Here is a 26,356-nt window from a genome sequence, read left to right on the forward strand (position 1 = left end):
GGAGGGATTTTTATTCACTGTCCGTATTTTGGGGTGCAGTCCACAGCATAAAGGATGAGGCTTCTTCTACTTAAATTCGACAAATTCTTGACCAGTATTTTATCAGTAATCAGTAGTTGTTCACAAGCCCAGCAATCATAAGGGATTTATTGATATTTTATGCTTTATGCTGTTTGTTGTTTTTGCATATATCTTTGAGCGTATGCAGACAAAATGCAGACAAAAAGAACGCCCAAGAAGCAAAGATGGGACTGCTTCTTGGGCGTTTATCTGTTCAGGACTTCAACGATTTCCCTTATTACAAAGTCGATGCCGGGTTGTGTCATGCCGTTTCCAAGTCTTGTGTTTTGCCGTGTCGCAACACGTAATTATCCAGCATTTTGTCTATCTGTTCTATGCGCTGGTCGTATTCACCACTCGACCACATTGTACATCACACTCGCGCCGCGCGGCTTTGTACCGTCAAAGTGCATGAGCGCTTCAAAGCGTCCCTGCTCATAACCGACAGTGGCGTATGCTTTGCCGTCCATCATCGTCGCACCCGCTTTCACGCGATGGTCTTTTCTCAGGTTCACTTTGTAGACATCGACCTTCTGCTTATCCGGCGGCAGGTCCTTGCCGTCTTTGTCCTTCGTGATTGGCGTCACTACTGTCCGATCGGACTTCTCACGCGCTGCCATCGGCAACGTCGGATCGTCTGCCTTGATCTGCTTTTCAACTGTCTGCGCCGCCCGCTCGACTGTCGGTGCATTGACATAGTATGTCGCCGCAGGCGCACGCTGTCCCGCCTGTGCGGCGGCAAGTTCGCGGCGCAGCGCATCGGCATTCTTGCGCGAGATGTCAAGCTGCTGCTGCAGAGCTTTCGCATCCTGCGTCTGCTCCTGTGTAACGGCGGCAGGATTTTCCTGCGCTTGCCACTTTGTCGCTGCGCGGTTGCCAATGTTGTAGGCGCAGATGAGGAGCACGGCAACAGCTGCGATCAGCAGCAGCGTCTTGTGTTTTATGATCCAGTCAATCATTTTTTGCATTTTATCCATCCCCCACAACAAAAAAGACAGCCCTAAAACTGTCCTTTTATTGGTAATTTATGCTTTTATGGCTTAATACTCTTAGATTTACACAATTGTACAAGCTCTTCCGGTGTATTCATCTTAGTCGTCTTTTTCACGAATTGGGAATATAGGCGCATACCTACCTTCTTAAGAAAAATCCAAGACGATATTGAAAACATTGCCATAAATCCCCATTGAATCCATATAGCATCCACTCGCCCAAGGTCATGAAAATTTGATGTACAAAGGGCAATCAATACAGATGTGCTTAATCCTATACTGCTGCCCCAACCTGCCTTTTCCTCCACATTTTTCTTAAATTCTATTGCATATAATTGAAGTCGCTCCTCCGGAATAATAATAATATTTTGCTTCGTATTATCAATGTATGTTATTTCTGGAGATTGCATCGAAAAGGTTCCCATGCTCTTGGGCACAACCACTTCGGATTCCGAATGTACAAGTTGCCCTTGCGCTAACCGTTTATCACTCATAATTTTTTTCTGCCTTTAAATCATTCATCAGCCCAAGTACACCTACGGCATGCAAACTAATATACCCACATTGAGTACAAATAACTACAACAGAAGGTATCGACCGTCCTCCAAGAACAATGTCATTTATACTTGTTTGCAAGGAAGGCGCTAATAGTCCGTCAGCCAACATGAACTGTTGATTTCCGCATCTAGGACAAGGCAACATCGCGCCTTTTTCCTCTAATCGCCTCTGGATCCTGTTTTTGGTTTCTTTAGGTAATTTTTCTGGCGGCATATTAGACATAGAATCGTTCATAGTATCTCTCCTCACTATTATTCTATAAACAAATTCTATCTTCTTTTTAATAAATAGTAAAGCATTATTAAACATTTTATTCCCCCTGCACAGCCAAAGACACCAACCTATGATGCCCTTAGCTGCGCTTTCCATGTTGCTTATACCTGCGCGTAGTCCGTCACAGCCCTTGCAAATGCACGCGCGGCTTCATGTTGATTGTCGGCGTCGCGCAGCCATTCCTCTTCGTCGGGGTTGCTGATGAACGGCAATTCAAAGAGTGCCGCCGGGCAATCCGAGTTGCGAAGGACGTACAGCCCTGCTTCTTTGTCCACGTCGCCGTCTGACCAGTCGGCGCGAACGGTGAGATCGGGGAACGTGTCGCTCATCTGCTCCATGAGCAGCGTGGCGAAGGCGTCACTTTGCGTCCAGCCGCGCGATGTCCAGACTTCGATGCCGTGCGCGCTCTCGTCAAACGAGTTGCAATGGATCGAGAGCAGCAAGTCATAGTCGCCGTCGTTTGCCGTGTCGCAGATCGCTTCAAGGCTGTCGTCTTGGATAAAGTCCGCCTGCACGCCCGCCTTGATGAGATAGTCGACGGTCATGTGCGCGATATTGCAAACGACGTCGCATTCGCGCAATCCCGTCGGTCCCACCGCACCCGGATCGGGGTTGCCATTCGGTGCGTGTCCTGCGTTAATGAGTACTTTCATTTTTCATTTCTCCTTTCGCTTTCCTGCTTCTTGTCGGCGCCTATACCGCTGCGCTTACGCGCAAGCTCAAACAGAGCGCCTGCCTCTTCTACTCCCGATGCCTGCATATTCTCCAAGATCGAGATGAACTCCGTCAGCGACAAATACCCGATTACGAGCGTCGCTGCGAATGCCGGTGCATGCGTCTTGAGCAGGATGAAATCTAATAGCACGGCAGCTGTGACAACGGCGAAATATGTCAAGATTTTTGGTACGAACCGCGTGCGCATCATGTCACTTTTGATGTATCCTGCACGCCGAGCCGCCCGAAAATGCCACAAGACTTGCCAGAGCGTCGGAGCAGTCCAACCGCGGTCTGTAAGATACTGTCGCGACAGAGAGATCCACTTTGTAGCAAGATCGAGGCATACGAGCGTAAAAAACGCCACGAATATCTGCACATGTTCCTGCGCCGCTATCGCAAGGGCGAACGACACGCCGAGTTTAGCGCCCCACCCTTCCTGCAGCCGCTGAAGGACGGCGATGAAGTCTGTCCCATTCAATATTTATCCTCTCCTTTAGATGTAAATGTAAGAGCCGCCGTATCGCTACAGCGGCTCTTCTTGTTCCTCACGCACTCTGCGCGTGCTCAGCGAGGTATGCGGCTACGTCGTCGCGGTAGACCTCGGGCACGACTTTCTGCTCCTCGGTCTTGTCCTCTTCACTGATCGCCCATTTCCCTGCACGCACGAGATACGCGTAGATGGGAATCATATAAGCCCACTTCTTCATTTGCTTTCACCCCCCTTCGCTTTGAGCGCGGCTTCCAGAGCCGTGATGCGCTCTGCATGCGCCGTAAGCCGTTCCTCTTGCGCCGTCATGGCTTCGTAGACGGCGAGGCGCTCAGTGTCGACAGGCGGCTCTTGCAGCTCTTCCTTCACGGTGGGCGCAGGCGGCGCAGAGACGGGCTTACCTGTCTTTGGGTCGCGGATATAGCCCGTGCCGTTGTCGCCCGCGCCGCGATTGCCGATGTAGTGCTGATAGCCCTCATCGGAGATGGAAATGTAGCCGTCGTCAATATATTTCTGCCGCTCCTCGTCGGTGGCGTAGTGGACGCTCGACACAACGGTGTTTTCGCGACGTCCGTCTGCGTCAAATTTTGCAAGATATTCGATTTCCATTTTTCCACCTCTTATATACCAATAGCAAAAAAGACGGGTGTAACAGGATCTGTGTTTCCAGTGGTGCTCTGTTGTTTTATAACGACCAATTTAGTGGCTGCTTGTGATATAATCTGATACCAAGCATCCGCATTAATTCCTGAGCTTAGCTTGCTTGACACATGCACACAAAGGCATGCCCTAGGAAATGCAATAGGCAATGTAATTATTTGCGCCTCCTCAGATATTGATGGTGTACCAACCCCCCACTGCACAATCAACCCATTCGCAAACTTGACCCAGCCATTTTGCTCAAGATTGCCCGCGACAATACCCGTTTTTGCAGCGTTGATCTGTTCGAGAATCCACTGCAACGATTTATCGCCGACGGTGTTTGCGTTGTCGGCCGTACCACGCAGGTTTCCTTCAAAGCCCTTGCCTGCTTGCATGAAACCTGTTGTAGCGAACCCACTACTGCTTAATGTGTGTGCCGTCCATTTTCCTTGCTCTCCATTTGCTGTACGAAATTCAAATTTTGTTGGCTTGTCCACCGCTGGTTGCGATGGAAAAGCGTGTATGTAAACAGTATCACCATTCTCAAACAGATTATGAAAATAATGAGACGGGAAAATGCAAGTGCGCATACTTTGATTCTCGGCGAAATTAAGAGGACCCGTCATCGTATCGCCCGACTTGCTGACCTTCGTGTTCGCTTTTTGCTCCGCGATGGTTTCGACTTCGTTATGCGTCGGGATATATCTCCACTCCACCCAGTTTCCGGCGCGATAATCGGCAGGACCGTTATACATACGCGACCAATAACCGCGAGTGCCGTGTGGGAAATAGATTTGCACGGTACGCCATTCGCCATCCGCACCATTTTCTAAGCGATTCACGACCAACAGCCCAAAGTTATATTCATTCGGCGGCGCATGATGAGCAGCATCCATTACAACACCTTGGATCTTATACGTCGTTGCCTCGGTCAAGGTGTTCCAGTCTACATCACCATCTACAATTCTATTGCCTATCTTGCGATAAGACTGATTGATTTCGTTTTTGCTATAGACTTCGCCTTTGTCGTACACCTCAAATCCGAGATGCTTTTTCAGCACGCTGCCGTCAGGATGATCGAGCGGCGTTTTCTTGCGATGGGCGTCGAGCAATTTATTGACGTCCTCTTTTGAGTATGCGCCTATATCACCTGCAACGATTCCCCCTTTTCTGAGATGCTTTTTTTCAATCGCCCGCTCGGCAATTTTTACGCTTGTCACAGCCCCATCTCTAATCTTTGGCGTTGTAACACTGGCATCAGGATGGTCAATCTCGACAGCAGCCTTATGACTATCCATATCCAGCTTTGTGACGTAAGCGCTATTCTCCGCAACAATTGTCAAATTCATCGCATTGCCGACGACAATATGCAAGTTGATGATCTTGCTCGAAATCGGGCTCTCCTTACCCGGGATATAGTCTGCAAGATTCCCCGCGTTAGTGTAAGCGTAAAGCTGTTCTTCACCGTCATCGATTTTGGCAAAAACGCCAATCTCACGATTAAAAAAACCCTTAGCAAGATTATTGTTATCGAGAACAAAACGCAGGCGCGCCGAGCCGTCGCCGTTGTTCAAAAAGTTTTGTAGAGGCAAGCTCATCACACTGTGCACGAGTGCCGTCATATCATCGACGGACTGCCCGTCCAAGAGTCCATCACCAAGTTCAACCTTTGTGAAAGTGACCTTCTGCTTATTTTGTCCCGCAAGGATGATATTTTTCCCCAGTTGTGTCAACTGGATTTTTGGAAATTGCGCCATGTCACACACTTCCTATCTCTATAATTTCCAATCCATCTACAAATCCGGTAGCGTACAAAGGCGTGTCATCGATTTTATACGATACATCTCCGCCGCTTTGTATATCCGCGACCTCATACTCTGTGATATATCCGGCAACATGGATCTGCGCTTCTCTTTCTATGAGATAATCCAACGCCAAAGCAAGATGTGCAGGTTTATACTCTTCAAGAGCTTCGAGCAATCCCGAATAATCGCTGCTGATTGCAGTACTGATGACCCGGAAAGCATACCGCTCGTTTTGTTCCTCAATCTGCACCGTCGCCCCTTGCGGGAAGTATGCCGAAGCAAGCCGCTCCATAAAAGAGACAGTAGAGATTTGCCTAGCCTGCAGCTTCAGCAGGATGCGCTTACGTCGAGCCTCATACCCGTCTTTTGCGCGAGCATCCAAAGCAAGCACCTGCTCCCAAGAAGTAAGCCCCCACGTAGCGGTTTCTACAAAAAACTGTTTTACTACATCCTGCAAAAGCATCCGCAAGCGTTCGTGCTCCGCGCTGCAGCTGCTAAGCAGCGCCTTGAAATGCGCATCATGCCGCAGAAACACAGGCAAATACCGTGAAAGCTCTGCTGGATGTTCACGGAGAAACTGAAAGTTCATGCAATCTCACCTCCTGCACATAAAGCAATTGATCTTCACTGACCGACACTCTGTTTTTACCGTTAAGCAAGAGCTCGTCATAGTCTGACACGCTTGGCTGGTTCATCAGCAAATCCCCGACCTGTGCAGACGAGAGATATTTTAAACTCAAGCTCTTTTTCTTCAGGTAGTCGTTAATCGCAGAGATGAGCGCAGCCTCATCACAACGTCCAGCCACAGCCGCCGTGATCGTCAATGGCTTAGGCGCAGGGCTCATGACGGTCACTGTCGCGCCGATCGGACGGACATCTTCAATATAGCCCCTAACTTTCTCGATCAGCTCTGTCGGAGCCGTTTTCAAATCTGCGTCCAGTATCAAGATCTTCACAGTTCCCGCGCCTTTCCAAAGCGGTACGACACGACACGCACCGACCCCCGCGATGCTCATCGCCCAGTTGTGATAGTGGTACTTGTTGCCGCTGGTCGCCGGAGTCCGCACCACACGTAAATAGCGCTCCAAGAGTGCTGCGTCGGTTTCTGCGTCGTAACCGCCATGAATTTCCTCTTCGTTGGTTACAGAATTGATGCCGGGGATGCTCATCGGGATTTTTGTGACCGTATTTTCCCCCGTATTGCCGATGTTGCCCGGCAATAGAGCTTCTATATCAAGTACAGCGACCTGCACAACGTCTACCGTGCGCATCGTCTGATAGCGCACCCCCTTCTCTGTTTGAAACAGGCTTCCGGCTACGATGCGCCCCGAGCCTTTTACGCGGACTTTTCCGATCGCTTTTGTCGCTTCTTTTCGCACGACGCCAAATTCAGCGGCACGCTTCGTCAAGTATTCGCCCCAGCTCGTATCAGCGAACGCCGCTTTGTACGCCTCTTCCAACTCGACTTCTACTTTGGCAAACTCCACTGAGTTGGCTGCGAGCATGTCGTACTCAAACGTGCCCTCGATCTTACTCGCAGACGTGTTGCTCCATTCCTGCATTTCGCGCAGGATGTCCTTCTGTTCGCGAGCTCTATACATCAAGCGTCACCTCCCCGTAGATTGTCGTGAGCGTTATACAGACGTGCACCAGCTCCCCGCGATTTTCCGGCACGAAGGAATACGAATCAATGCTCTTGATGTAGGGATTGACCATCAGGCACTCCGTGATGACGCGTTTGAGTTCGGAATACCGCTCCTCGACGCCCATGACCTTGCCAATAAAAGGCTTCAGCTCGATGCCGTACTGCCACGAATAAACAAGATAAGAAAAGCGCTCCGTCTTGAGCGCTTTGTAAATCCAGACTACAAGGGCGTCGTTGCCCGTCAAAAGGATATGTCGCCCGTTCGCGTCATACAAAAAGCGGTCACGCTCGAAATCCCACGCGTACTCCTTGAAAAGAGGCAGTTCACTTCCAACGACATCGCGCGTCGAGCTGATAAATGGAAACTCCCTGCTCATAGTTTCACCAGCTTGCTTTCGATGATAAAGATCTGCCCACCCTCTTGCGGATAGACACTCACGAGGTCGCCGGGCTTTAAGGTGTCCGTCCACGTCTCGTCATTGTCGATCGGGTGGTTATGCGATTCGTATGCAGGATCGCCGCTGCCACCGCCTCGAAAATCCGTCTCGCCGACGATGTGGCGCGTATGCCCGGGCAGCCAATACTCATTGAGATAGAGCTTATCAGGCGTAAGCACAATATCGTTCCATGCGACGGACAGCGCGGGCGGCGGCGTCAGCACCTTCCCGACACTCGGCAAAAGCGGCGTATGCTCTTCGGCGATGTCATGCTGGATCGCCAGCATCTTGCTCATCGAGTTCTCCGCGCTCGGTATCACTTCCGCCACGACGCTCCCCCCTCTCCTTCTTCTCCTCTTCTTTCTCCGTCTTTTCCTCATTCATGAGGTTCTCAAACTCAAGTTCGAGCTTCATCTCATGCTTTCCATCCGCAAATGTGTGCGTATCCGCCTTCACCCAGAACTGCCCCTTAAAGAGACTGTCCTTCACCGTGATGGAGTGGGACGACTTCACGCGGTAGTCGCCGAGCGCCGTGATATGCCCCGACCGCTCGGGCTTCTTGAGCATCGCCTTGGCTTCCGTCTGCGTGTCCTTGTTCGGGTCTTGCTTGTAGACGTCCTGAAACATGGAGTATTTTTTGATGTGCTCATCGTTTCGCACATGATCGATGCGGTTTCCTTCCTCATCGACGACAAGAATTTGGTCGATGAGGTTCTCAATGCTCTCCTTGTAGACGCTGTCTTCCATGTTGACGGCAGAATCCGCCGCGTAATCTTCGATGAGCGTCCCCTTCTCGATCACGTCGAGCTTTGCGCCGTTCATGACGGGATGGTATTTCTTCTCCGTCACCTTCGCGGCTTCGGTGTACGCGCCCTGGACGATCTGATAGCCCGTCTTGGCGTTGGCGATAAAGGAGACCGCTGTGCCTGTCTCGGCGATGTCGCCGACCAATACGCCAAGTTCGGCGCAAACCTGCCGTGTGATGTCCTCAGGCGTGATGTTGTCAAACTTGCGCGTCGTCTTGCTCTTTGCCAGTACATAGAGATGGTCAAAGGCTGTGACGCTCACCGATGACTTCGCCCTGTTGCGCTCGATGCTGTAGATATTGCCCTCGAAAACGAGGTTGTCCGCATCGTCGTAACCGTAGCAAGTGTAGCCGTTGTCCACGTCGATGACGGGGATATTCGCATCACGATCGTCCTGCACGAAGCTGTATTCGAGCTTCCGTGCGACATTCAGACGCGACCCCGACCATGTGCACGAGGTCAGAAGGTGTGTGATATCTTTCTGCCCAATCTTGATTTTCATGCCATCCCTCCTATTCCGTGCGGTCCTTGGCAATAGCGCCGCGCATATCCTTCAAAGCAAACGTTGTGAGAGGACTGCCGCCCCGTGCCAATGTGCGCCACTGCTTGAAATCGCCGTAGGCTTTCTTACTCGCTTCGAGGATGTCCCGCGCACGCTCAATGGAGTCCGGGCGCGGCGGCGTGCTTTCGACGGGGCGATTCTTTAGCCCCGTGTCCCCGTCGATCTGCTTGTCGTTGTTCGCCATCGGTGTATTGAGGTCTTTCCACTCGATGAGGTCGAGGTCGAAGTAGATGTCACGCGAACCGTCCTGTTCGCGATAGTCAAAGGACTTGATCGCCATCATGAGGTTAAACGGGCTTTCGGTGATAATCACGCGCACAGGCTTCTTCGATTCTTTCCATTTCTCGATTTTCGCAACGCATTCCGACGGCTCGATCTTGTCGCCGACGACAAAAGGATAAGCGTGCCTCGGATGCGGGAAAAAGGCGGAAACCGACAATCGCTTAAGCTTCGGATTGCCGAAAAGCTGCGCTTCGCCAAAGTCGATGATGTCGACGACAACGTTGTTCTGCTCCGTCTGCACCTTGTATGTGCGCGGCGTAACGGGCAGCGTGAACTTTTCCTCTCCAGCTGATAATATGACCTGCCGCTTCGTGTCGCCTCCGCTCCCGAGGAGGTAGCCGCCGAGTGTATTGACGCGATTCCATAGGCTCAGAAAGCTCATGTCAGCGTACCCCCATTCATATTGACGTGGCTCTTAAACATCAACTGATACAGACGATAAGCGATGCGGTCGATGTCTTCTTCCTCGCGCACCGTGAAAGTGTTGCCTGTGACGGTGACTTGCGGCGCCGTTGTCGGTACTGTCGCGCCGCTGCTCATGCTATCCTTGAGCATCTTCATCGTCGTTGCGTGCGGATAGACGCGCGAACCCTGCGGCAGGTCGATGATCTCGCCGCCGTGCTCGTTGACTTCCGTCCATCCACCACCCCAGTACGACGTGCCGATAGCATTGTGCCCAGTGCCATTGCTCGTTGTAAGCCCCGTAACAGCAGAACCCGCATCGGCAATCTTGTTCTTGAGATCGATAAGACCTTGAAACTTCTCCTTGATGGGATTGGTGACATTCGCCTCAAACCACGAGGCAACGCCGTTCCAAATGCCCTTGACAAAGGAAAGTGCCTCGTCAAACGCGCTGGTGATGGCCACCCTTACTGTTTCAACGGAACTGCAAATCGGCTGCCAGACCACGGAATTAAACCGCTCGGAAGCAGACTCCCACTTGCCATAAATCCGATCACAAGCGTCGATGATGAGATCACGAATGCTGCTCCATGCCCATTCTGCTGTGTTGGCGATCGGCTGCCAAACTGTGGAATCAAACCGTGCCGAGGCTTCTTCCCAATGAGGTTTTATCAAATCCCAGCCAAGGGAAGCAGCACCGACAATCACGTTGATACCTGTAATAGCAGCATCCGAAATGGGTGTCCATACAGCATCGGTAAACCATCCCGCCAAACCGTCCCAACCGCTTTTTATGCTCTCAACCGCACCGTCAAAATTCTCCGCGATGCCACTGCCGAGCATTTCACCCAGCTCCGAGCCACCCAGTCCACCCGCAATCATGCCAAGAACGCCGCCGATTGCTGCGCCTGGTGCGGCACCCACGCCGCCGAAGAGTGCGCCGATGGCCGCGCCGCCTGCCGCGCCAGCTTCCGCGCCAGCCCACGCACCTGCAAGAGAGCCGGCGCCCGAGCCTACCGCGCCGCCCATGCGGCTCTTGTTGTAGTCCTCAGTCTTCTGTTGGTAGTCTATCGCGGACATGAGGTCAGCACGGTCTTGTTCCGTCATCGAGCCATCCTTCGTTTTTTCACGGTAGTTCTCCATTGCGGCATCCACGCCGTATTGCGCTTCTGCTGCCGCCTCGTCGTTTGTGCTGTACGCATCGTAAATGCCGATGCCTGCACCCAAGGCCGCGAGCCAGCCGCCGCCTTTAAGGAATTTGCCGCCGCTCTTGAGGAACTTGCCCGCACGCCCGGCATTTCCCGCCGCGCCAGCCACTCCCGACACACCTGCGCCAGCCGTTCCCTTGCCGCCCTTGCTGAGGTTGACGCCGCCTCCCGCACCCGCATTGGCAACGCTCGCAGCATGGATAGTGACCGTACCCGCATGGACTGTCATGGTCGAGACCGCCGACGCGCCACCGGGGAGTCCAGTCTTGCCGCCGCCCGAAGACGTAAAGAATCCCTTGACGCCGCTATAGGCTTTCTTGCTGAGATTCGTGATCTTATACAAAGCCGCTGCAAGTGCGCCACCCGCGAGAATCGAGCCTACGCCGTCAAGCTCAAGAAACTTGTTCTTGAGCTGCACAACAACATCCATAGCAATCTTGCCCACGTCGCTGATGTCGAAGCCGTCGGAAACGTAGGCCTTAAACTTTGCAACATCGTCACGAACGCCTTGCACAAAAGAGCGCAGTCCTTCACTGCCCTTGCCTTCCATAAATTCCAGCTGAAATGCTTCCCATGTGGACGAAAGCGCTTTCAAATCTCCCTTGAGATTATCATTTACTGTCTTCGCCATATGGTCGGCTGCACCATCTGCATTACCAATGGCCGCTGTCAACTTTTCAAAATCTGCATCAGATGCATTCACCATAGCCAAAAATCCTGACATAGCTTCTTGGCCTGCAATACTGGCGGCCATTTGTGTTTTCTCTGCATCCGTCAGGCCCGCAAACTTCGCTCGCAGTTCCAGCATGGTTTCATTCCAAGGTTTCATAGATCCATCTGCATTTTTTACAGATAACTCAAGTGCCGCCATCGCCTTTGCTGCTTTTTTGGGCGGTGCAACAAGACGTGTCATGATGGCGCGTAATGATGTACCCGCCTGTTCCGCTTTAATGCCGGCATTTGCCATGAGACCGATGGAAACCCCAACATCTTCAACGGAATACTTCAATGCACCAGCGATCGGTGCAACGTACTTAAATGTATACCCCATCATGCCCACATTGGTATTAGCGTTTGACGCTGCTTGTGCGAGCACATCCGCAAAATGTGCAGAATCTGAAGCCTTTAGTCCAAAAGCAGTCAAAGCGTCCGTAACAATATCTGAAACGCTCCCCAAATCTTCACCAGATGCAGCCGCAAGTGACATAATGCCCGATATGCCGCTGAGCATTTCATCCGTTTTCCATCCCGCCATTGCCATATACTCAAGTGCTTGTGCCGATTCCGTTGCAGAAAATTGTGTCGTCGCCCCCATTTCTTTTGCTTTGGTTGTCAAAGATTCAAAATCGCCTTGCGATGCACCAGATATGGCCTGCACTCGCTTCATTTCGGCTTCAAAATCCATGTACGTCTTGACCGTATCATAGACTCCAAAACCGATGCCAGCCGCACCCGCCATCTGCATCCCCGCGCCCATCATCATGCCGCCCGCGACGCCGGATACTGCGCTGCCCGCTTTGCTCGCCAGCCCCGAAAGGCCGCCGTTCTGTCGGACGTTGACCGTGACCGTGTGAATCTTCCCCGATATGCTGTCCAACATGCTGCGAATGCCGCCGATTTTGCCGGAGGCGTTGTCGCGCACGCGGATCGTCGGCGAGTAGTCTCCGCGGATGCCGCTTAGACTGTTTTTCAGCCTGTCCGACCTGCCCGCCAGCTCATTGACCGCCGAACCTGCGCGATGCATGTCGCGCTCCAAATTGTTCAGACTGCCGCCTGCACCTTGCGCCGCACCCTTGACGCCGTTGAGGCTTTCCTGCGCCCTTTTCGTCCTGCTCGTCAGCTCGTCCTTGAGCCGCAAAACAGCGGACAATACATAATCGCTCATTGGAGAGCCAGCCCCCTTCCCGCCGCCAGCACCTTCAGCTCATCTATGCGGCGCTTCTCTTCAAGCGCCATCGCCTCATAGCAAAATATCTTTTCCACCTCGGAGAGCGAAAAGAAATAGTCCAACCTATGACCTTTGAGGACAAGGAAGGCGGCAGTACGCGCCTCCCAGTCCTCCTCGATCAGTTTTTTGCGTCTTCATGCAATGCCGCACGAATGTCGCGTCCGTAGCCTGCCAGCTCCATGACCTTGCGCCCAAGCCCCGGAATCTCTCCCGCGTCGAAGAGCTTGCCGATGATGTCCGTCGGCTCAAGGCACCCATAAGCTTCCTGCAGCCCTGCTTCCTTGAGGTCCGGGTCGACGATGCAATCCAGAAGCAGCAGTTCATCCGAGCCTTCGAGCTTCATGACTTCCGCCACATAGGAGCGCGTCGGAAGCTTCACCGTCATCATTCCCGCGCTCGTTTCAATGTCGTACTTGCGCTTCTTCCTGTTTGCCAATTCTTCTTTCTTCTCGATGAGTTCTTTGATAGATACTGCCATTTTCGTATTCCTCCTTAGAATTTTGCGTATAAGAAAAGCACCTCACGTCTGCAAGGTGCTTTTCTTTGTTCAGTTTACATTCACTTCGCCAGAGACAATTTTTGTGCGATTGCATTCTGCAAGGTCTGTGAAAAGTTCAAGCCGACCCGCTCCGCCTCAGCGTTCATCCAATACGGAATGGACAAGGTTTTCTTAACGAACCGCTTGCTCTCTCGCTCGCGAAACGTCGGCATGAAAGCTTCCACAAGCATAAAGACCTCATTTTCCTGCAAGTCCTCCTGCTCTGCCAACATCCGCAAAGATGAAGGCTGCGGAATTTCGTCGCCGTCCTGCTCCATGCCGTAGATGTGCAGGGCGAGCGCCTCTCGCGCCATGCGTACGGCCTCGTCTTCATCTGCGCCAAACGTGATGCAGCCGGGCAAATCAGGGAAAACGACGTGCACGCCGTCCTTCTCGTAGCTGAAAATTGCGGCATAGCGATAAAAATCCGGAAACATCGTACCTCCTTCCCCAAAAAAGGGGATGGCTTAAAACTTAAGCCCCGACTGTCTCTCAATGCTCTTCAAATCGCGAACACCCAGGTCTTTGACCGGATGGCGCAGCGTCACCTTTCCCGGCTTCGTCGAATGCTTGAACTGATGGTGATCGCCTTCGCAGTTGACCTCGAACCACCCGTCCGCTTTGAGCATCTTAAGAACATCCTTTGAAGAATAACTTTTCATATCCTTCCTCCTATGTCATTATTATACTACGTATTATATTACGTGTCAATTCATAGGAGTTTTCGGGAAGATGTTTCAAGACCGTCAAGCATCCACCACTTCAACGAAGTTCGCATCCTCCGGCGTAAAGCCGAACGTAAACTCCTTCTCGACGACCTGCCCTTTCTCAAAGGAAAGGAGCAGCAATTCATTGAACCACACGTTATCAATTAGGCAACGTTCTTTTTGCCCGTCCACAGCATCGGGATCGTCGATGAGCCCCACGAGACTGGCTCGCGGATCATGCCCGTTCTTCCACTCCTCAAGGTAGCGGTTGATATTGCGATTGATGACACTCTTGATCGTAAACGAGCCTTCGCCCGTGAGCGAGGTGATCTTGCTGTCCTTCGAGTTGCCGATCAGCACGTCCTCGCGGTCAGCCGTCACTTTCGCCTCGAACTTCGCGATTTCAAACAGCATTTCGCCGTCCCACCATACGCGCCCGTGCGAGCCGTTCCAGCGTCTACGACCGCGATACTTCACGTCCTCTACATCTCTTGCCATATCCTTTCACCTCCCTCCTCTTACATCGTGAACGTAATACGCAAGTCTTCCATCGCGTTGACAGGTGTGATGCGCCCCGTGAGAAGCACCTGTGTACCCGTGTTGTACTCGCGAATCTGCTGCGCCGTCATCTTCGTCACGTCGTCGCCGTGCAGAATGGCGTAGTCCTTCTGCGCAGGCTCGTCGATGTCGACCGTGTTGATCGCCGTCGGCGAGTTATCCAGCACATTCCCCTTGAGATTGCGGAAATAGACGAGGATCGCCGAGATGAAGAGCATTTTGTGGTTGTAGTCGTTGATGACCTTGCCCACATACGAATTCTTGAACGTGTCACGGATGTCGTCCGTGATCATGTCCACCGCCTCGATGATCTTGATGTAGCGGAAATCCTGCCCGACGTCCGTTGTGAACGTATGAAGCGAATTGCACGCACGCGCAATCTTGACGCCGTTGCCGTCCATCTCATCGATGAGACAAAGCTGCCCCTTGCTGATGCAGTCGTCGATGTCCTCGTACACCTCGCAATCGTGCACCTCTCCCAATGCGTAGTACGTCGCCGAACGGTCGAGCGCAAGCCCCGCGAGAACGCCCATGATACGCGACGTGTACTCCGTCGAGGTATAGACGAGATATTCGGGGATGGAACTCTTGACCTTCGTCTTGTCGCCGTTCGCCGCCTGCAATGCATCCGTATAAGCGGGATTCACGCAGCGGATGTTATCTGTCGTGAAATTGATGACGCCCTTATCGTCTGCGTCAAAGTTCGCCACGACCGCCTTGAACGTCTTGCGTTTGATATTGCGCTCCTTCTTGACCCAAGTCGCAAGGTCTTCTTGATCCTGGGCCGTGCCTGTCGGATGGCAGATATAGTTCCACTTGATATTGTGGAGCTTCTTCAATACGTCTGCCTGATTGAGCAGCGTCCCTTCCCCCGACACAACATCCGTCATCGGAAGCGTGTAGACCAAGATGCGCAACGGCACACCCAACAGCGCTTTCTTGATGAGGGCCACATTCTTTTCGGTCAGCCCCTCGTCGGGAATATCCGTGCTGTCCGAAATCTTGTAAAACTTCGATACGTTCGTCGTCTCATTGTTCAAGATCATCACGCCGATGCCACGCGCACTGCGGGCAATGGCGGTCGTCGACTTCGTGCGAAAGTCGATGATGACCTGTGGCAGACCGAACTTTTCAGCCTCGTTTGGCATATGTCATTCCTCCTTTTAGATTTCTCTTTCTCCGTTGATGGAAAGCTCCCCCATCAGCTCTACAGGCTCCTCGGGCATCGCGTCCGCAAAGTCCAACGTGAAGCTGTAGTGCAGCACCTCGTCGACGATGCGGCTTGATGTCTCCTGCACCGTGATATGGCGGTCGCCAATCGTCAGCACGGGCAGGAGCGCCGCGTCGAGTGTATCGACCGCCTCGTAGAGCTTCGCGCGATCGATACGCCCGCGAGCGTCGGGCGGCAGAACCAATTCCATCATGACATCAATCTCGCGCTCGTAAATCACGCGGTCGATCATGCGCTTTTTGGGAGAAAGCTCAACGTGAAAGTATCCCTTGTCGGCGCTCGCGTTGTTCGTAAAATAGACGGCATAAGGGAAATGCTGTTTCAGCAAAGCCGAAATCGCACTACGAATCTCAACGGCAGCCATCATTTGAACATCGCCTCCAAGATTGCTTTTGCATTCTCACGAAACATCGCTTTTTGCTGCAGCACCGATTTTCGGAGCATCTTCACGCCGAGGACGGTCTTGCCCGTATATACCTTCTTGCCCTTGACCATGTGGACGATACGGTGCCCGTACTCGACATGCGCCGCGTACTTCGTGTTATTGTGGACGCCGATCGCGCCGTTCTCCGGCTGCGTCCTTGCCCAACCGCTGCGCAAGGTGCTCGTGTCGACAGGCGTATTGCCGCGCACCGTCCCCAGCAGAAGTTCCGCCTGTTGCTTCAAGAAACGATCTGCCGCCCCGCGATACCGCCGCTCTGCCTCAGCGAGCTTTCTTTCCATCTCATCCAAGCCCTCAATCACTATACCCATTGCCAACCTCCCCTCTCTTCCTCAGCGCGATTTCCTGATGCGTCGGATACGGAAAGCTCACGCCTGCAAAAAACTCCATGCGCCGCCCGTGCCGCAAGATGACGATGCGGTCATTTTCGCGGATGTCAACGGCAGGGTCGCAGCAGAGCCTGATGTCGATAAAGACGCTCGTCGCCCGCTCCGTCTTGGTCGTCGTCAGATCCTTTCCGTTTTGCGAGAGCTTGCAGGGGAGCGCGGCATAGACAGGCGTTTCATCCTCGACATAATCGTCCGAACCATCCGGCGCCTGCACCTTCTTGAGGCGATACACGTCCGCTCTGTCATGGTACATCAGACGATGCAGCACGCCTTTAAGGCTCATGCCCAGCTCACCACCTTGCGGTAGAGATTCAGCTTCGTCTTGAGCGTCGCAAAATCAAGGTCGGCAAGGCATCCCGTCGGATCGACGTTTGAAACGGCGAACTTAAACTCCGTATCGTCCATCTTGACGCCCGCAAGTGGCGCGTTGGATGATACACCAAGCTCACTGCCTGCGGACGCATCCTCATCCGCGAACCGTTTGCGGATGAGGTCAACTGCCGAATAAATGAGCGCATCGGGAAAATCAGCGCGATGACAATAGCCCAAGATGTCCGCGACAAGCTTCTCGACGTAGAATGTGAGCAGCCCTTCGTCAAGCGTCCTCTTGCTTTCCAGCAGGCGCACCTTCGTCGTGATCTCCCGAATCGCTTCCTGCTTTTCCACCGCGCTTGCCCCCCTTCAAAGCGGTCGGCGACCTCGGCTTGAACCCCTGCGCCTCGTAAATGGCGCGATAAGCGGTTTCCGTCGCCGAAATCATCCGCCCGTCTTTCTCATACTCCTGAAACACCATCATGCTGCCTCCTTACGCCTTCGGCTTGAGCGCCGCAAACGCCGTCTCCTTGACGGGCAGGAAGCCGAGGCGCATCGTCGCCTTGATTGCCACCATGTCGTTCTCTGCGAGAGACAGCGGCTTGCCGTCGCCCATCTGCACCGACTGAAGCGTAGCTTCCTTGAGCGTCTCATACTGAATCTGGTCGCGGATGCCGATGATCGAATACTTCCAGTCGCCCGCAATCGCACGCGCCTTCGTCTTGTCCCATGCACCGTTACGCGCAAACTCGATCGGCTGCGAATAGAGCGTACTCGAATCGACGCCCGTAACGAAGAGCTGGTTGCCGTTCGCATCGCGCAGCTTGCGGAGGCTGTTCTTGAGATCGTAGCCCGCGACGAAGCCGTTGACGTCAAGACCGCCATCCTCGACGAGCGCCATCACGTCCGAAATGTCGAGGTCGAGCTTCGGATTCGTCTCCTCGGCAATGACGCGCCCGCCCGTCGAAGCTACGCCGAAGATATTCTTTGCAAACGGGCTGTTCGTGCCGAAGAGGCACGCTGCGTCAATCGCCTTGTAAAACGCCTCGGCGATGTACGGGCGAATCTCCGCAAACACGTTGGTCGTCGTGTCTTCGAGCTTCTCCTTGCTGCACGGAACGATGACGCCAATCTTCTTGGCAACAAGCTCAGGGAAAATCCACGTCGCAATCGAAGTCTTGATGCGCTCCGTCTCACCGACCCAGTACGCGCCGGGTCCTTCCGTCATGACGGGAAACTTCTGCGTCTCCGACTTCATAGGCTGCACCTTCGAGAGCCGCATGACCGAAGAGCCGCGCACCACGTCCGCGATGATCTCCGCTGCCGTCGGCGTTGGGACGAATCCCTGCAAATTCTCCTTCAAATACGTCGTATCTCCCATTTCGTATGTCCTCCTTATCTCTTGACCTGATTCTTGTAGATGGCGTCAAAGAAGCCGTTCGTCACGCCTGCGCCGCCCGAAGCCCCCGACGCGCTTCCGGCACTTGCTCCAGCCGGCGGCGTCTTGCCTTTGAGCTTCTCGTTCACGCCCGCCTCGACCGCCTTCTTGAACTCCTTCTCGAAAGCCGTGATGCGTGAAAGCGTACTTTCGTTATCCTCGGCGATGAGGTAGTCCATGAACTGCACGGGAATCTTGCGGTCGGCGAGCACCTTAACCATTTCAAGCTTGAGTTCCTTCTTCTTCAGCTCGGCTTCCTTCGCCTCAAGCTCCTTGCGACTGTTTTCCAGCTCTGCAGCCTTGCGCTCGTCCTCGGAGAGCTTCGAGAGGCGCTCTTTCTCCTTCTGCTCTGCCGCAGCCTTCTTCTGATAATCCTTCTCCCACTTCGCCTTGGCAGCGGCAACAGCGGCGTCAATCTTCGCCTGCGTATCTTCCGGCTTGTCCTGCGCAGGTTCGCCCGTCGCCTTGTTCTCACCGCCTCCCGCGTCAGTCGCACCCGCAGGATTGCCCTCCGTGCCACCCGTACTCCCCTCGCTGCCGCCATCGCCGCCCGCGAAGAGCTGCAAATCGAAATCAAACATATCCTCTGCCATATTCATCCTCCTTCGTTATCATTTTCCCTCGGTCGATGCTCATTTGCGCCGGAGACCGTATGCTGCACATACTCGCGCCTCCTATCCTTGCAAAAACTCCATCAGTTGCGGATTCATTCGTACAAGGTTCACAAATCCCGCCGCAAGCTCCGAAACAAGCTCTTCATCCCCCGCGTGCTCAGTCAAGCCACGTTCAAAGAGAATCGCATGAACAATCTCGTGCATGAGCAGTTTCGCCTTGTTGCCTTCGCCGATATTCCCGCCATCCAACATCTTGATCTGCGCTGTGTTGTATTCCACCACGGCGTTGCACTCGCGCCCCTCAAGAAGCAGCGGCTCTTTGACATGTCGAACAGCGTAGCGTACTGCGTCAATCATTACACTTTCAGGCATGGCGCATCCTCCTAAAAACAGACATAAGAAAAGCACCTTGCAGCATACGCAAAGTGCTTTTCCTATGCAGTTAAATCCTCGGCGTAATATCCTTGATGCCTTTCAGCAGCCGATATGCCTTCTTCATCGTCGTGTTCTCTTCAAGATACTCCATGCCGCGAAGCGTGATGGACGGGTTTATCATCTTGAAGTCATACGCATTGCCGCCCAAGGTTATCGGCTCGATGCCGTCGATGTAGCCCGCCTCGTAGAGCATGAGCATGATATGCGTGAACCGCTTCTCTGTGACCTTGAAATGCTCTGCCGAGAGCTTCGACCAATCCGGCTCCTCATGGTCGAGGTATTTGTCCAAGAGCGTCAATATCTGATAGATCAGCTTGAAGTTTGCCATGGTGTCACTTCCTTTCCAGCACGCAAAAAGCCGCCCATCACTGAGCGGCTCTCCGATAATAGTAATTTGGCAGGCGTCCAATTCTCCTGCATCTACTCGGGCTTCCCCTGTCTCACCATCGGCGCGTGGGCTGGACGAAATCTCCCACCTCAAATCACTATTAAGATACTTTCATTTTACACGTCCTCTCCCTTTTTGTAAAGGATTTTTTTATTCCGTAGAAGTCGTCTCCACTCACTATCACGAATGTGCAAGAACGTAATAATGGCGTTCTTAAAACCTTCTGGGTCGGTGCTAGTCTGTAGCCGCAAAATCAATTTACATTTTTTCCCATTGCGCGAAACTTCTTTCAGCACTTCTGCTGTATGCGGTTGATTCTCTAAAATATAATCTGGCGCTTGCAATATCTCGGCAAAATAGTCTCTGTACTCCTCAAAATCGCCTGTATGACGAGAACGAATATGCTCTATCCGCTCGCTCGTGATAATAACCTCATTTGTCATGATGTCAGGTGTCACAAGACGGTATAACGCAAGATCTATCGTACAAACTGGATGAATCACAGGTCCGCCTCCGAATATCGTTTTACTAAGTATATCACCGTGGCGACTTGACTTCCACTCCCCCATAGTCTGTTTCTTGTCCACATAAACACTTTTCCAGTCCTCATATCGCATACCCGCAGGCACAAAAATATTCTTCCCGTTCTCATCACGCGCAATGCGCGCTCCCTTGCGTGGCTTGTATTCGGAGTAGAGACTGCCCGAAATGATGCTCCTGCACCTCGGATGCAGCGGAGGCATGTTCGTTCCCGGCTCGGCATCATCCACTGCGAACACTTCGCCGTCCTTGCTCCTGCACATGGGCGATGTGCGATTGTCGAGCGTCGCAATGAAACGATAGTACGTCATGCCCGCGTCCTTGATGGAGTCGAGCGCCGCCTGATTCTGCACATAGTTCAGTTCCGTGCGCACAAGCCGCGTCGCATCGCTCGTGCCGACACCCATGCGCTCCCTTACATCACGCACCATGTCGCTCACGGGTACGCCCCGATGAGCAGCAGCGACGATATTACGTTGAATCGTCTCGCCGAGCTTCGCGTTGTTGTGCCAGATGCGCTCCGAGTAGTTCTTGCCGCTCCACGGCATGCGCAACACAGCCTCAATGCGCTTGCCATCCACAACGCCTGCCGCACTCCGAAGCCCTCGCGTCTTGCCGATCTCGTAAAGCCCGCGATAATAAAAGTCCTTGTATGCCGAAGGCAGGAAGCGACTCATCGCGCGTTCCGTCTTTTCCGATAGTCGGATCATTTCCTTGATGGTTTCCGAGCGCAGCGCGTCGAGTCGTGTGATACGGCTGCGCATAGCGAGCGTGTTCAGCTCGCGCAGAAGCTCCTTGTCGCCCGTCGCGTTGATTTTCGCAACGTACTCCTGCAAATCCATGCGCCACACGCGGTACTCGCTGCCCATGAGAAGCCGTTGCGCAGCCGCCATGTCCATTCCGTTGTCCGTTGCGAACCGCTGATAGAGCGTCCGGATGTCCTTCTCGATGTGCGCGAGAGACTGCTCATAGTATGCTTTCAACTCGCGCTCAATCTCTTGGCGGCTCTTTCTGTTCCACTCCTCTTCCAGTTCTCGTTGACGCTTCTGCCAATACGTTTCCGTCGGCGTCGCCTTCTTCGTCATGGCCTGCGCCTCCCGTCATTTCGTCGTAGTCGTCCGCGCCATCCTGCTCTTGCTCTCTTTTCAGCTCCTCAAGCTCTTCGGCGGGATCGGTCACAAAAGGCAAGAGAGACAAAAGACGCTTCTGCGACACGAGGCCGTAAAGCGTCTTTACAATATCCGCCTGCTCCTGGTTATTGGCGGGAATGTTCGCCGTGAACGTGATCTCAATATCGCGGAAGTCGATGTCCGCCTTGCTCTTCATCTTGAGCATCCCTGCGATCAGCTCGATGCGCCTCTGCAAACCCTTTTTGAAGCATCGCTCCTTGCGGCTTCGTATCTGTTCCAAGCCGATGAGCTTGTACTTGATGGCGACGCCCGACGCATTGCCCGCAAAAGCATCGTCACTCATGTCTGGAATGGAGCTGAACTTGTGGATGTCATTCTGCAGCCGCGTCTTGATGTTCTCGATGTAGGTGTCGTTGAGGTTCTTGATGAGCCATTCGGCACCGCCTTCCCCATCGATAGCGATGACCTTGTTGCGGCGAAGCTCTGCCACGTCCTCAGCATTTGTGCCACCCATGCCCTTGAGGATAAGATAGGCGTCCGTGAAGTCTTCCATATCGTCGAGCGTCAGGCTCTGCGCCTTATTATAGGCGTCAACGAGCGTCATGACGCCCTCAAAGTCACCGCGCCTTGCCTCGTTATTCGGGTACTCAATAACGGGCACACCGTCGAAGTAGTGCGGACGTGGTTCGCCTCGCCGTGTGATCTTGCCTGCGTCGTAGTCGTAGCTCGTGACCGTCTGCGCGTCGTACACGTCAACGTAATCGCGGTAGCTTGAGCCGTCCAGTCCCAAGACGCGATAACGACGGATGGCGGCGGCGAGGTTCTCTTCCAGCGTCGAATCCGTGACAAGGATCATCTGCTCGGCAGGAATCGAGCAGAAACGAATTTCGGCATCTGCATCGAGATAAAGCACCTCGTATGCCGCCCCCGTGACGCTCGACTCTCCCGCAAGCTGCAGATTGCCCTCCGCCTCGTCGTTGTAGCGGAACACATCCTGCAAAGTCTTTACCGCCTCCGTATCGCCCGAAACGGACGAGTAGGCGACAGGCTGCCCCATGAAAAATCCCGTGCTCATGTTGGCGATATACTCGCAGTAGTTCGCAACGATGCGATTGTTCGGCGCATTGTTGGAGCGTTGAACCTTGCCCAAGATGTCATGATTGCCCGCGTAGTAGTCCTTCAGCCGCAGAACACGCGGCAGGAAGCTTTGCACGTGCCAGATGAGCACGTCCATAATGTCCTGTTCTTCCAGCGCATTTTTCGTCGTCTGCACCCTCATAACCCGAAAGCCTCCTTCGTGAACTTATGTTTAATGTCAACCACGTCATAATCATCCAGCCCGTACCACAAGCTTGAGAATGTGTGCGCATCCCGATTGAACTCATCCGGAATGATCTCGCCGTCGCGGTCAGCCGCATACGTCAGGTCTTGCAGCTCCTCAATACAATGCACGCACGCATCTGAACAAATGATGCGGCGAAACCGCTTGAGCTTGCGCGTATTGTCAAGGCGCGAGTGACGGCTGCCGCCGTTGCTCTTCTTTGTCGCGACCATGTTGAAGCCGCGTTTTTGGTAGTAGCGGATAGCCTTCGGTTCTGCTGAATCCGCCTTGATGCATTCGCGCGTCTTGACGAACTCATCCAAGGCATCCGCTGTTTCGTCATCCGTCATGTGGTTGCGATAATATTCCCAATAGAGATAGAGCCACTTACGCTCATGGTCGATCGCCATGCGCACGACGGCATTGTACGATGTTTCAAAGCCGAAATCCATGCCGACGCGCCGATATTTCCTTGGGATTTCTTCAACCGCCGCCATGACCTCATCATGCGGCATGACCTCAAACTGTGGCAGGACGAGCTTGCCGTTGACACCAAACTGCCCGAGACGGGCGATGCGGTAAAGGTCAGTGTCGTAGCCCTGCATCTCGTCAAGCTGTGCGATGTAATCCTGCGGCAAAAAGAGATTGTCGTCGGCAACGGAATGGTGATAGTAGATGTTGCCATCACGCATGACGCGCCGACGGTAAAAATCCTTGTCGTCCAGCCCCCGGCTCTCAAAGAAGTGCCGATACGTCCAGTTCGACCGCGCCACGGGATTGGTCGTCAAAATGATATGTAGCGGCAGAGTCGGATGACGCAAACGCCCAAGCAGCTCCTTAAATCCCGCATACTTGAGCTCGCTGCACTCCTCGACCCAGATAAGGCTTATATTGTTGATGGACTTGAGCTTTGCCGGCTTGTCCATACCCTTAAACACAATTTTGCTGCCGTTTCGGAAGCGCATCTGCATCGGCGAGGCATTGAATGTGATCATAGCGTCCAGCCCCATATCCTCGACCATCTCCCGAAACAGCGAGAAGCAGCTGTCGCGTATGGTATCGTACACCTCGCGCACCACAAGTGCCGTCCTGCGCTCGCTGAGGAGCTTTAAGACGATTTTGAGCGCGACATGATACGACTTCGACGAGCCATAACCACCGACGAGAAAATACAGCTTGCTGTCCCAGTCAAAAAGAAAATCCTCAAAGTGAGGATTGACCTCCTTCGCTATGTTCATCGCCCTGCACCTCCTTCGCTTTTATGGTGACGTTGAGCGTCGTATCAAACTGCCCGCTGTCAAGCGCCCGCTCTTTCATCTTCAGCTCACGCTCCTTGAGCCGCACGTCTGGCGTTTCGCCGAGCACGTCGAGAAGTAGCTTCGCCATCTGGCTGTTGCCTTTGCAGGCATTACGGATAATGCTGCCAAGTACGGCGTCGCTGACCGTCAGCTCTGCATCGCCGAGTTTTGCAGCTTTCATAATGGCAGCCTGCATATCCGGGTGTAATTCTTTGAGTGGCATCGCCATCGCCTCTTTGAGCGCGGTTCTGAGCGCCTTCTTTCGACGACGAGATGCCCCACTCGCAATGCCGCCTTTTTTGCCGATTTCTCTTGCTTCGCTCTTGGTTCGTTTGGTTGTCGGCTTCAGGTTCTCCTCGTTCGCCATGCTACATGCTCACCACACTCCCTAAGTTTATAAAAACCGCCAATTTTGTAAAAGCAATAAAAGCACGTTTATAAAATGTTACAAAAATGAAAACATCATGCCGTTACAACGACAACAACATCTGCGCTGCGCCACCTGCCGTCTTGCAGGCTTCCCGCGCATACAAAAAGGACGCCGCCTGCGCGACGCCCCTGTGCCCGTGTGCAATTTTCGATGGTATCAGTATACCACACCAAAACGCCCATTTGTCCTGCTGTTCTCCTGATAAAATCCTGTCAAAATCCTGAAAATCTGCCGTTTAAGTTATCTACAGACATCGCACACAAACAACCGCATTTGCAGGGGACGTACCGCCATCCCAAATACCATGTCTGCCACATCCCTCAGCACCCTGTTTCCGCGCTCGCTTGCATACTTTTCCGTATATCCAGCCTCTTGCGCCACCTGCCACCAAGCATACCCATCGATGTATCGACCGCGCACAAGTCGCTCATCTTCCGCAGAGAGGCACGACAGCGCACGATCCACCGCCCTAAGCGTTCGCTCCATGTCCCGCTTGCGCTGCTCCATCTCCGCGACGTCTGCCGCCGCCCTCATGCGTCTCGCCGCTGCTGCTTCCGTCGCATTTAGTTCCGCCGTACCGCCCGTCGGCGTATCTCCATAGCGGGCGATGGCGATGGATTCTCCTTGGAGTGCGGCAGTCCGCGCCTCGATTTCTTCCGTGAGGTTCTGCACGGCGACTTTCATCTTGTTGTACTGTCCCAGTATGCGCTTCGTTTCTTTGATGCAGTCGCCGTGGTCTGTCACGCTGATTCCTCCTGTTCTAGCGTCCTCTTCAAATGCAGATGTCACATGTACGATTCAACGATAATCGGATCGTCCGTCGGCTGGCAGCATATCCTGAGCATATCCGGCGGGATCGCCTTCCTATGCAAATAACGTCTGATCTGAAAACTGCTGTGACTCTGCCCGCTGCAGATTCTTCACACTCTGCGCGTAGTAGGAGTCCTTCAGTTCAATCCCAATGGTACGGCGTCCCATCTTGACTGCTTGATACGCCTCCGAGCCAATGCCCATGAACGGCGTGAATACCACGTCCCCCGGGTTCGTCCACATCGTGACGGCACGCTCGATGACTTGCAGTTGGAGCGGTGCAATGTGGCGTTCGTCCGCTTCATCTCTTGCACTATTCTTTTGGAGCGTATTCGATGGGTTGATGTCGTGCCATACGCACTCCGCCCACTGCTGCCACTGCTTCACAGGGAATTCTTCGTCGGTGTGGCGTACGGGTTTTGGGTTATCTCCGTGTTTTCGGAAGGTCAGTAGGTAGTCAGGAATCCCCATGCGCGAGAGGCAGGAGTCCTTTTTGACCTGCTTCCACAAAAGCCCGATCGCCTTCGTCCGCTGCATGGCGGTCACAGGGTCTTTGCGGATGGTAACGCGCGGCGTGTGCATGACGAATCCCGCCCGCTCGAAGATACGCACCAGCGCCCCCGAAAAATCACGCATTCCGATCACGCCGTCCCGTTGTTTGCTGAGTGGCAAATCCATACAGTGAACGCTCATACAACGCCCCGGCGTGAGGATGCGATAGAGTTCCTTTGCTAAAAAACGGAAATGGCGTGCAAACTCCAAGCTGCTGCGGCAGTTTCCCATGTCTCTGTCACTGTTGCTGTAGGTATACAGACTTTCAAACGGCGGCGAGAAGATGATGAAATCCACGCTGTTCTCTGGCAATCCTCGCGCGACCTCCACGCAGTCCCCGTGATAGATGTGCCACATATCCCCCGCATCTTGCCCCAATACTTTGACGTTCTCCATGTT

35 protein-coding genes are annotated in these 26,356 nt (G+C 53.4%); all 35 read right to left on the reverse strand.

What is annotated here, in order from left to right:
* Window positions 1-410: 410 nt before the first annotated feature.
* The 35 genes from ACO5Z0_RS07865 to ACO5Z0_RS08035 all read right to left on the reverse strand — a co-directional run bounded on the left by ACO5Z0_RS07865 (window position 411) and on the right by ACO5Z0_RS08035 (window position 26,353).
* A complete protein-coding gene (locus tag ACO5Z0_RS07865; protein WP_485649881.1) occupies window positions 411-1,019 on the reverse strand; it encodes a glycoprotease in 609 nt (202 codons plus the stop codon).
* A 74-nt stretch (window positions 1,020-1,093) separates the two neighbouring features.
* The gene (locus tag ACO5Z0_RS07870) at window positions 1,094-1,546 is read right to left on the reverse strand and encodes a hypothetical protein (protein WP_485649832.1); all 453 of its coding nucleotides are present in this window, start codon (window positions 1,544-1,546) and stop codon (window positions 1,094-1,096) included.
* Window positions 1,539-1,919 carry a hypothetical protein gene (locus tag ACO5Z0_RS07875; protein ID WP_485649833.1) on the reverse strand — a complete coding sequence of 127 codons (381 nt, stop codon included), beginning with the start codon at window positions 1,917-1,919 and terminating at the stop codon, window positions 1,539-1,541. The genes ACO5Z0_RS07870 and ACO5Z0_RS07875 overlap by 8 nt, the downstream gene beginning before the upstream one ends.
* Before the next feature lie 65 nt (window positions 1,920-1,984).
* Window positions 1,985-2,536: an N-acetylmuramoyl-L-alanine amidase family protein gene (locus tag ACO5Z0_RS07880; protein ID WP_485649834.1), complete on the reverse strand. Its 552-nt coding sequence runs from the start codon at window positions 2,534-2,536 to the stop codon at window positions 1,985-1,987.
* Window positions 2,533-3,078: a phage holin family protein gene (locus ACO5Z0_RS07885; protein WP_485649835.1), complete on the reverse strand. Its 546-nt coding sequence runs from the start codon at window positions 3,076-3,078 to the stop codon at window positions 2,533-2,535. Before ACO5Z0_RS07885 ends, ACO5Z0_RS07880 begins: the two co-directional genes overlap by 4 nt.
* A gap of 67 nt (window positions 3,079-3,145) precedes the next feature.
* Window positions 3,146-3,307, reverse strand: a complete 162-nt coding sequence (locus ACO5Z0_RS07890; protein WP_485649836.1) for a CD1375 family protein — start codon at window positions 3,305-3,307, stop codon at window positions 3,146-3,148.
* On the reverse strand, window positions 3,304-3,696 hold the full coding sequence (locus ACO5Z0_RS07895) for a hypothetical protein (RefSeq protein ID WP_485649837.1): 393 nt from the start codon (window positions 3,694-3,696) through the stop codon (window positions 3,304-3,306). The genes ACO5Z0_RS07890 and ACO5Z0_RS07895 overlap by 4 nt, the downstream gene beginning before the upstream one ends.
* Before the next feature lie 11 nt (window positions 3,697-3,707).
* Window positions 3,708-5,486, reverse strand: coding sequence for a gp53-like domain-containing protein (locus ACO5Z0_RS07900; RefSeq protein WP_485649838.1), 1,779 nt, complete (start codon window positions 5,484-5,486; stop codon window positions 3,708-3,710).
* A 1-nt stretch (window position 5,487) separates the two neighbouring features.
* Window positions 5,488-6,123, reverse strand: a complete 636-nt coding sequence (locus tag ACO5Z0_RS07905; protein WP_485649839.1) for a putative phage tail protein — start codon at window positions 6,121-6,123, stop codon at window positions 5,488-5,490.
* Window positions 6,101-7,135: a baseplate J/gp47 family protein gene (locus ACO5Z0_RS07910; protein WP_485649840.1), complete on the reverse strand. Its 1,035-nt coding sequence runs from the start codon at window positions 7,133-7,135 to the stop codon at window positions 6,101-6,103. The genes ACO5Z0_RS07905 and ACO5Z0_RS07910 overlap by 23 nt, the downstream gene beginning before the upstream one ends.
* Window positions 7,128-7,556 (reverse strand): DUF2634 domain-containing protein, encoded by a 429-nt coding sequence (locus tag ACO5Z0_RS07915; protein ID WP_485649841.1) that lies wholly within the window; start codon window positions 7,554-7,556, stop codon window positions 7,128-7,130. The genes ACO5Z0_RS07910 and ACO5Z0_RS07915 overlap by 8 nt, the downstream gene beginning before the upstream one ends.
* Window positions 7,553-7,945: a DUF2577 family protein gene (locus ACO5Z0_RS07920; protein WP_442673782.1), complete on the reverse strand. Its 393-nt coding sequence runs from the start codon at window positions 7,943-7,945 to the stop codon at window positions 7,553-7,555. Before ACO5Z0_RS07920 ends, ACO5Z0_RS07915 begins: the two co-directional genes overlap by 4 nt.
* Window positions 7,884-8,924, reverse strand: a complete 1,041-nt coding sequence (locus ACO5Z0_RS07925; protein WP_485649842.1) for an XkdQ/YqbQ family protein — start codon at window positions 8,922-8,924, stop codon at window positions 7,884-7,886. The genes ACO5Z0_RS07920 and ACO5Z0_RS07925 overlap by 62 nt, the downstream gene beginning before the upstream one ends.
* Window positions 8,925-8,934: 10 nt before the next feature.
* Entirely contained in the window at window positions 8,935-9,648 is a 714-nt protein-coding gene (locus ACO5Z0_RS07930) for a hypothetical protein (RefSeq protein WP_485649843.1), read from the reverse strand.
* On the reverse strand, window positions 9,645-12,761 hold the full coding sequence (locus tag ACO5Z0_RS07935; RefSeq protein WP_485649844.1) for a phage tail tape measure protein: 3,117 nt from the start codon (window positions 12,759-12,761) through the stop codon (window positions 9,645-9,647). The genes ACO5Z0_RS07930 and ACO5Z0_RS07935 overlap by 4 nt, the downstream gene beginning before the upstream one ends.
* 181 nt (window positions 12,762-12,942) lie before the next feature.
* A complete protein-coding gene (locus ACO5Z0_RS07940; protein WP_485649845.1) occupies window positions 12,943-13,302 on the reverse strand; it encodes a phage tail assembly chaperone in 360 nt (119 codons plus the stop codon).
* An 80-nt stretch (window positions 13,303-13,382) separates the two neighbouring features.
* Window positions 13,383-13,799 (reverse strand): type II toxin-antitoxin system HicB family antitoxin, encoded by a 417-nt coding sequence (locus tag ACO5Z0_RS07945; RefSeq protein WP_485649846.1) that lies wholly within the window; start codon window positions 13,797-13,799, stop codon window positions 13,383-13,385.
* A gap of 30 nt (window positions 13,800-13,829) precedes the next feature.
* Window positions 13,830-14,024 carry a type II toxin-antitoxin system HicA family toxin gene (locus ACO5Z0_RS07950; protein ID WP_485649847.1) on the reverse strand — a complete coding sequence of 65 codons (195 nt, stop codon included), beginning with the start codon at window positions 14,022-14,024 and terminating at the stop codon, window positions 13,830-13,832.
* Between the two features lie 84 nt (window positions 14,025-14,108).
* The gene (locus ACO5Z0_RS07955) at window positions 14,109-14,567 is read right to left on the reverse strand and encodes a phage tail tube protein (protein ID WP_442673756.1); all 459 of its coding nucleotides are present in this window, start codon (window positions 14,565-14,567) and stop codon (window positions 14,109-14,111) included.
* A 20-nt stretch (window positions 14,568-14,587) separates the two neighbouring features.
* Complete coding sequence (locus ACO5Z0_RS07960; protein WP_485649848.1) at window positions 14,588-15,775, reverse strand: phage tail sheath C-terminal domain-containing protein; 1,188 nt, start codon at window positions 15,773-15,775, stop codon at window positions 14,588-14,590.
* Window positions 15,776-15,790: 15 nt separating this feature from the next.
* A complete protein-coding gene (locus ACO5Z0_RS07965) occupies window positions 15,791-16,225 on the reverse strand; it encodes a phage tail terminator family protein (RefSeq protein ID WP_485649849.1) in 435 nt (144 codons plus the stop codon).
* The gene (locus ACO5Z0_RS07970; protein ID WP_485649850.1) at window positions 16,222-16,611 is read right to left on the reverse strand and encodes an HK97 gp10 family phage protein; all 390 of its coding nucleotides are present in this window, start codon (window positions 16,609-16,611) and stop codon (window positions 16,222-16,224) included. Before ACO5Z0_RS07970 ends, ACO5Z0_RS07965 begins: the two co-directional genes overlap by 4 nt.
* A complete protein-coding gene (locus tag ACO5Z0_RS07975; RefSeq protein WP_485649851.1) occupies window positions 16,595-16,972 on the reverse strand; it encodes a hypothetical protein in 378 nt (125 codons plus the stop codon). Before ACO5Z0_RS07975 ends, ACO5Z0_RS07970 begins: the two co-directional genes overlap by 17 nt.
* Entirely contained in the window at window positions 16,969-17,355 is a 387-nt protein-coding gene (locus ACO5Z0_RS07980; protein ID WP_485649852.1) for a head-tail connector protein, read from the reverse strand. Before ACO5Z0_RS07980 ends, ACO5Z0_RS07975 begins: the two co-directional genes overlap by 4 nt.
* Window positions 17,285-17,485: a hypothetical protein gene (locus ACO5Z0_RS07985; RefSeq protein WP_485649853.1), complete on the reverse strand. Its 201-nt coding sequence runs from the start codon at window positions 17,483-17,485 to the stop codon at window positions 17,285-17,287. Before ACO5Z0_RS07985 ends, ACO5Z0_RS07980 begins: the two co-directional genes overlap by 71 nt.
* A gap of 9 nt (window positions 17,486-17,494) precedes the next feature.
* The gene (locus tag ACO5Z0_RS07990) at window positions 17,495-18,382 is read right to left on the reverse strand and encodes a phage major capsid protein (protein ID WP_485649854.1); all 888 of its coding nucleotides are present in this window, start codon (window positions 18,380-18,382) and stop codon (window positions 17,495-17,497) included.
* A 14-nt stretch (window positions 18,383-18,396) separates the two neighbouring features.
* On the reverse strand, window positions 18,397-19,032 hold the full coding sequence (locus ACO5Z0_RS07995; RefSeq protein WP_485649855.1) for a DUF4355 domain-containing protein: 636 nt from the start codon (window positions 19,030-19,032) through the stop codon (window positions 18,397-18,399).
* Between the two features lie 81 nt (window positions 19,033-19,113).
* On the reverse strand, window positions 19,114-19,425 hold the full coding sequence (locus tag ACO5Z0_RS08000) for a hypothetical protein (protein WP_485649856.1): 312 nt from the start codon (window positions 19,423-19,425) through the stop codon (window positions 19,114-19,116).
* A gap of 70 nt (window positions 19,426-19,495) precedes the next feature.
* Window positions 19,496-19,816 (reverse strand): YjcQ family protein, encoded by a 321-nt coding sequence (locus tag ACO5Z0_RS08005; protein WP_485649857.1) that lies wholly within the window; start codon window positions 19,814-19,816, stop codon window positions 19,496-19,498.
* Between the two features lie 176 nt (window positions 19,817-19,992).
* Window positions 19,993-21,501: a minor capsid protein gene (locus ACO5Z0_RS08010; protein WP_485649858.1), complete on the reverse strand. Its 1,509-nt coding sequence runs from the start codon at window positions 21,499-21,501 to the stop codon at window positions 19,993-19,995.
* Window positions 21,407-22,825, reverse strand: coding sequence for a phage portal protein (locus tag ACO5Z0_RS08015; protein ID WP_485649859.1), 1,419 nt, complete (start codon window positions 22,823-22,825; stop codon window positions 21,407-21,409). Before ACO5Z0_RS08015 ends, ACO5Z0_RS08010 begins: the two co-directional genes overlap by 95 nt.
* The gene (locus ACO5Z0_RS08020) at window positions 22,822-24,105 is read right to left on the reverse strand and encodes a PBSX family phage terminase large subunit (RefSeq protein WP_485649860.1); all 1,284 of its coding nucleotides are present in this window, start codon (window positions 24,103-24,105) and stop codon (window positions 22,822-22,824) included. Before ACO5Z0_RS08020 ends, ACO5Z0_RS08015 begins: the two co-directional genes overlap by 4 nt.
* The gene (locus ACO5Z0_RS08025; protein ID WP_485649861.1) at window positions 24,071-24,532 is read right to left on the reverse strand and encodes a hypothetical protein; all 462 of its coding nucleotides are present in this window, start codon (window positions 24,530-24,532) and stop codon (window positions 24,071-24,073) included. The genes ACO5Z0_RS08020 and ACO5Z0_RS08025 overlap by 35 nt, the downstream gene beginning before the upstream one ends.
* 303 nt (window positions 24,533-24,835) lie before the next feature.
* Window positions 24,836-25,339, reverse strand: a complete 504-nt coding sequence (locus ACO5Z0_RS08030; RefSeq protein WP_485649862.1) for a hypothetical protein — start codon at window positions 25,337-25,339, stop codon at window positions 24,836-24,838.
* 120 nt (window positions 25,340-25,459) lie between these two features.
* Window positions 25,460-26,353 carry a DNA-methyltransferase gene (locus ACO5Z0_RS08035; protein WP_485649863.1) on the reverse strand — a complete coding sequence of 298 codons (894 nt, stop codon included), beginning with the start codon at window positions 26,351-26,353 and terminating at the stop codon, window positions 25,460-25,462.
* Window positions 26,354-26,356: the final 3 nt, after the last annotated feature.

The sequence above is a fragment of the Selenomonas sp. genome (assembly GCF_057272215.1).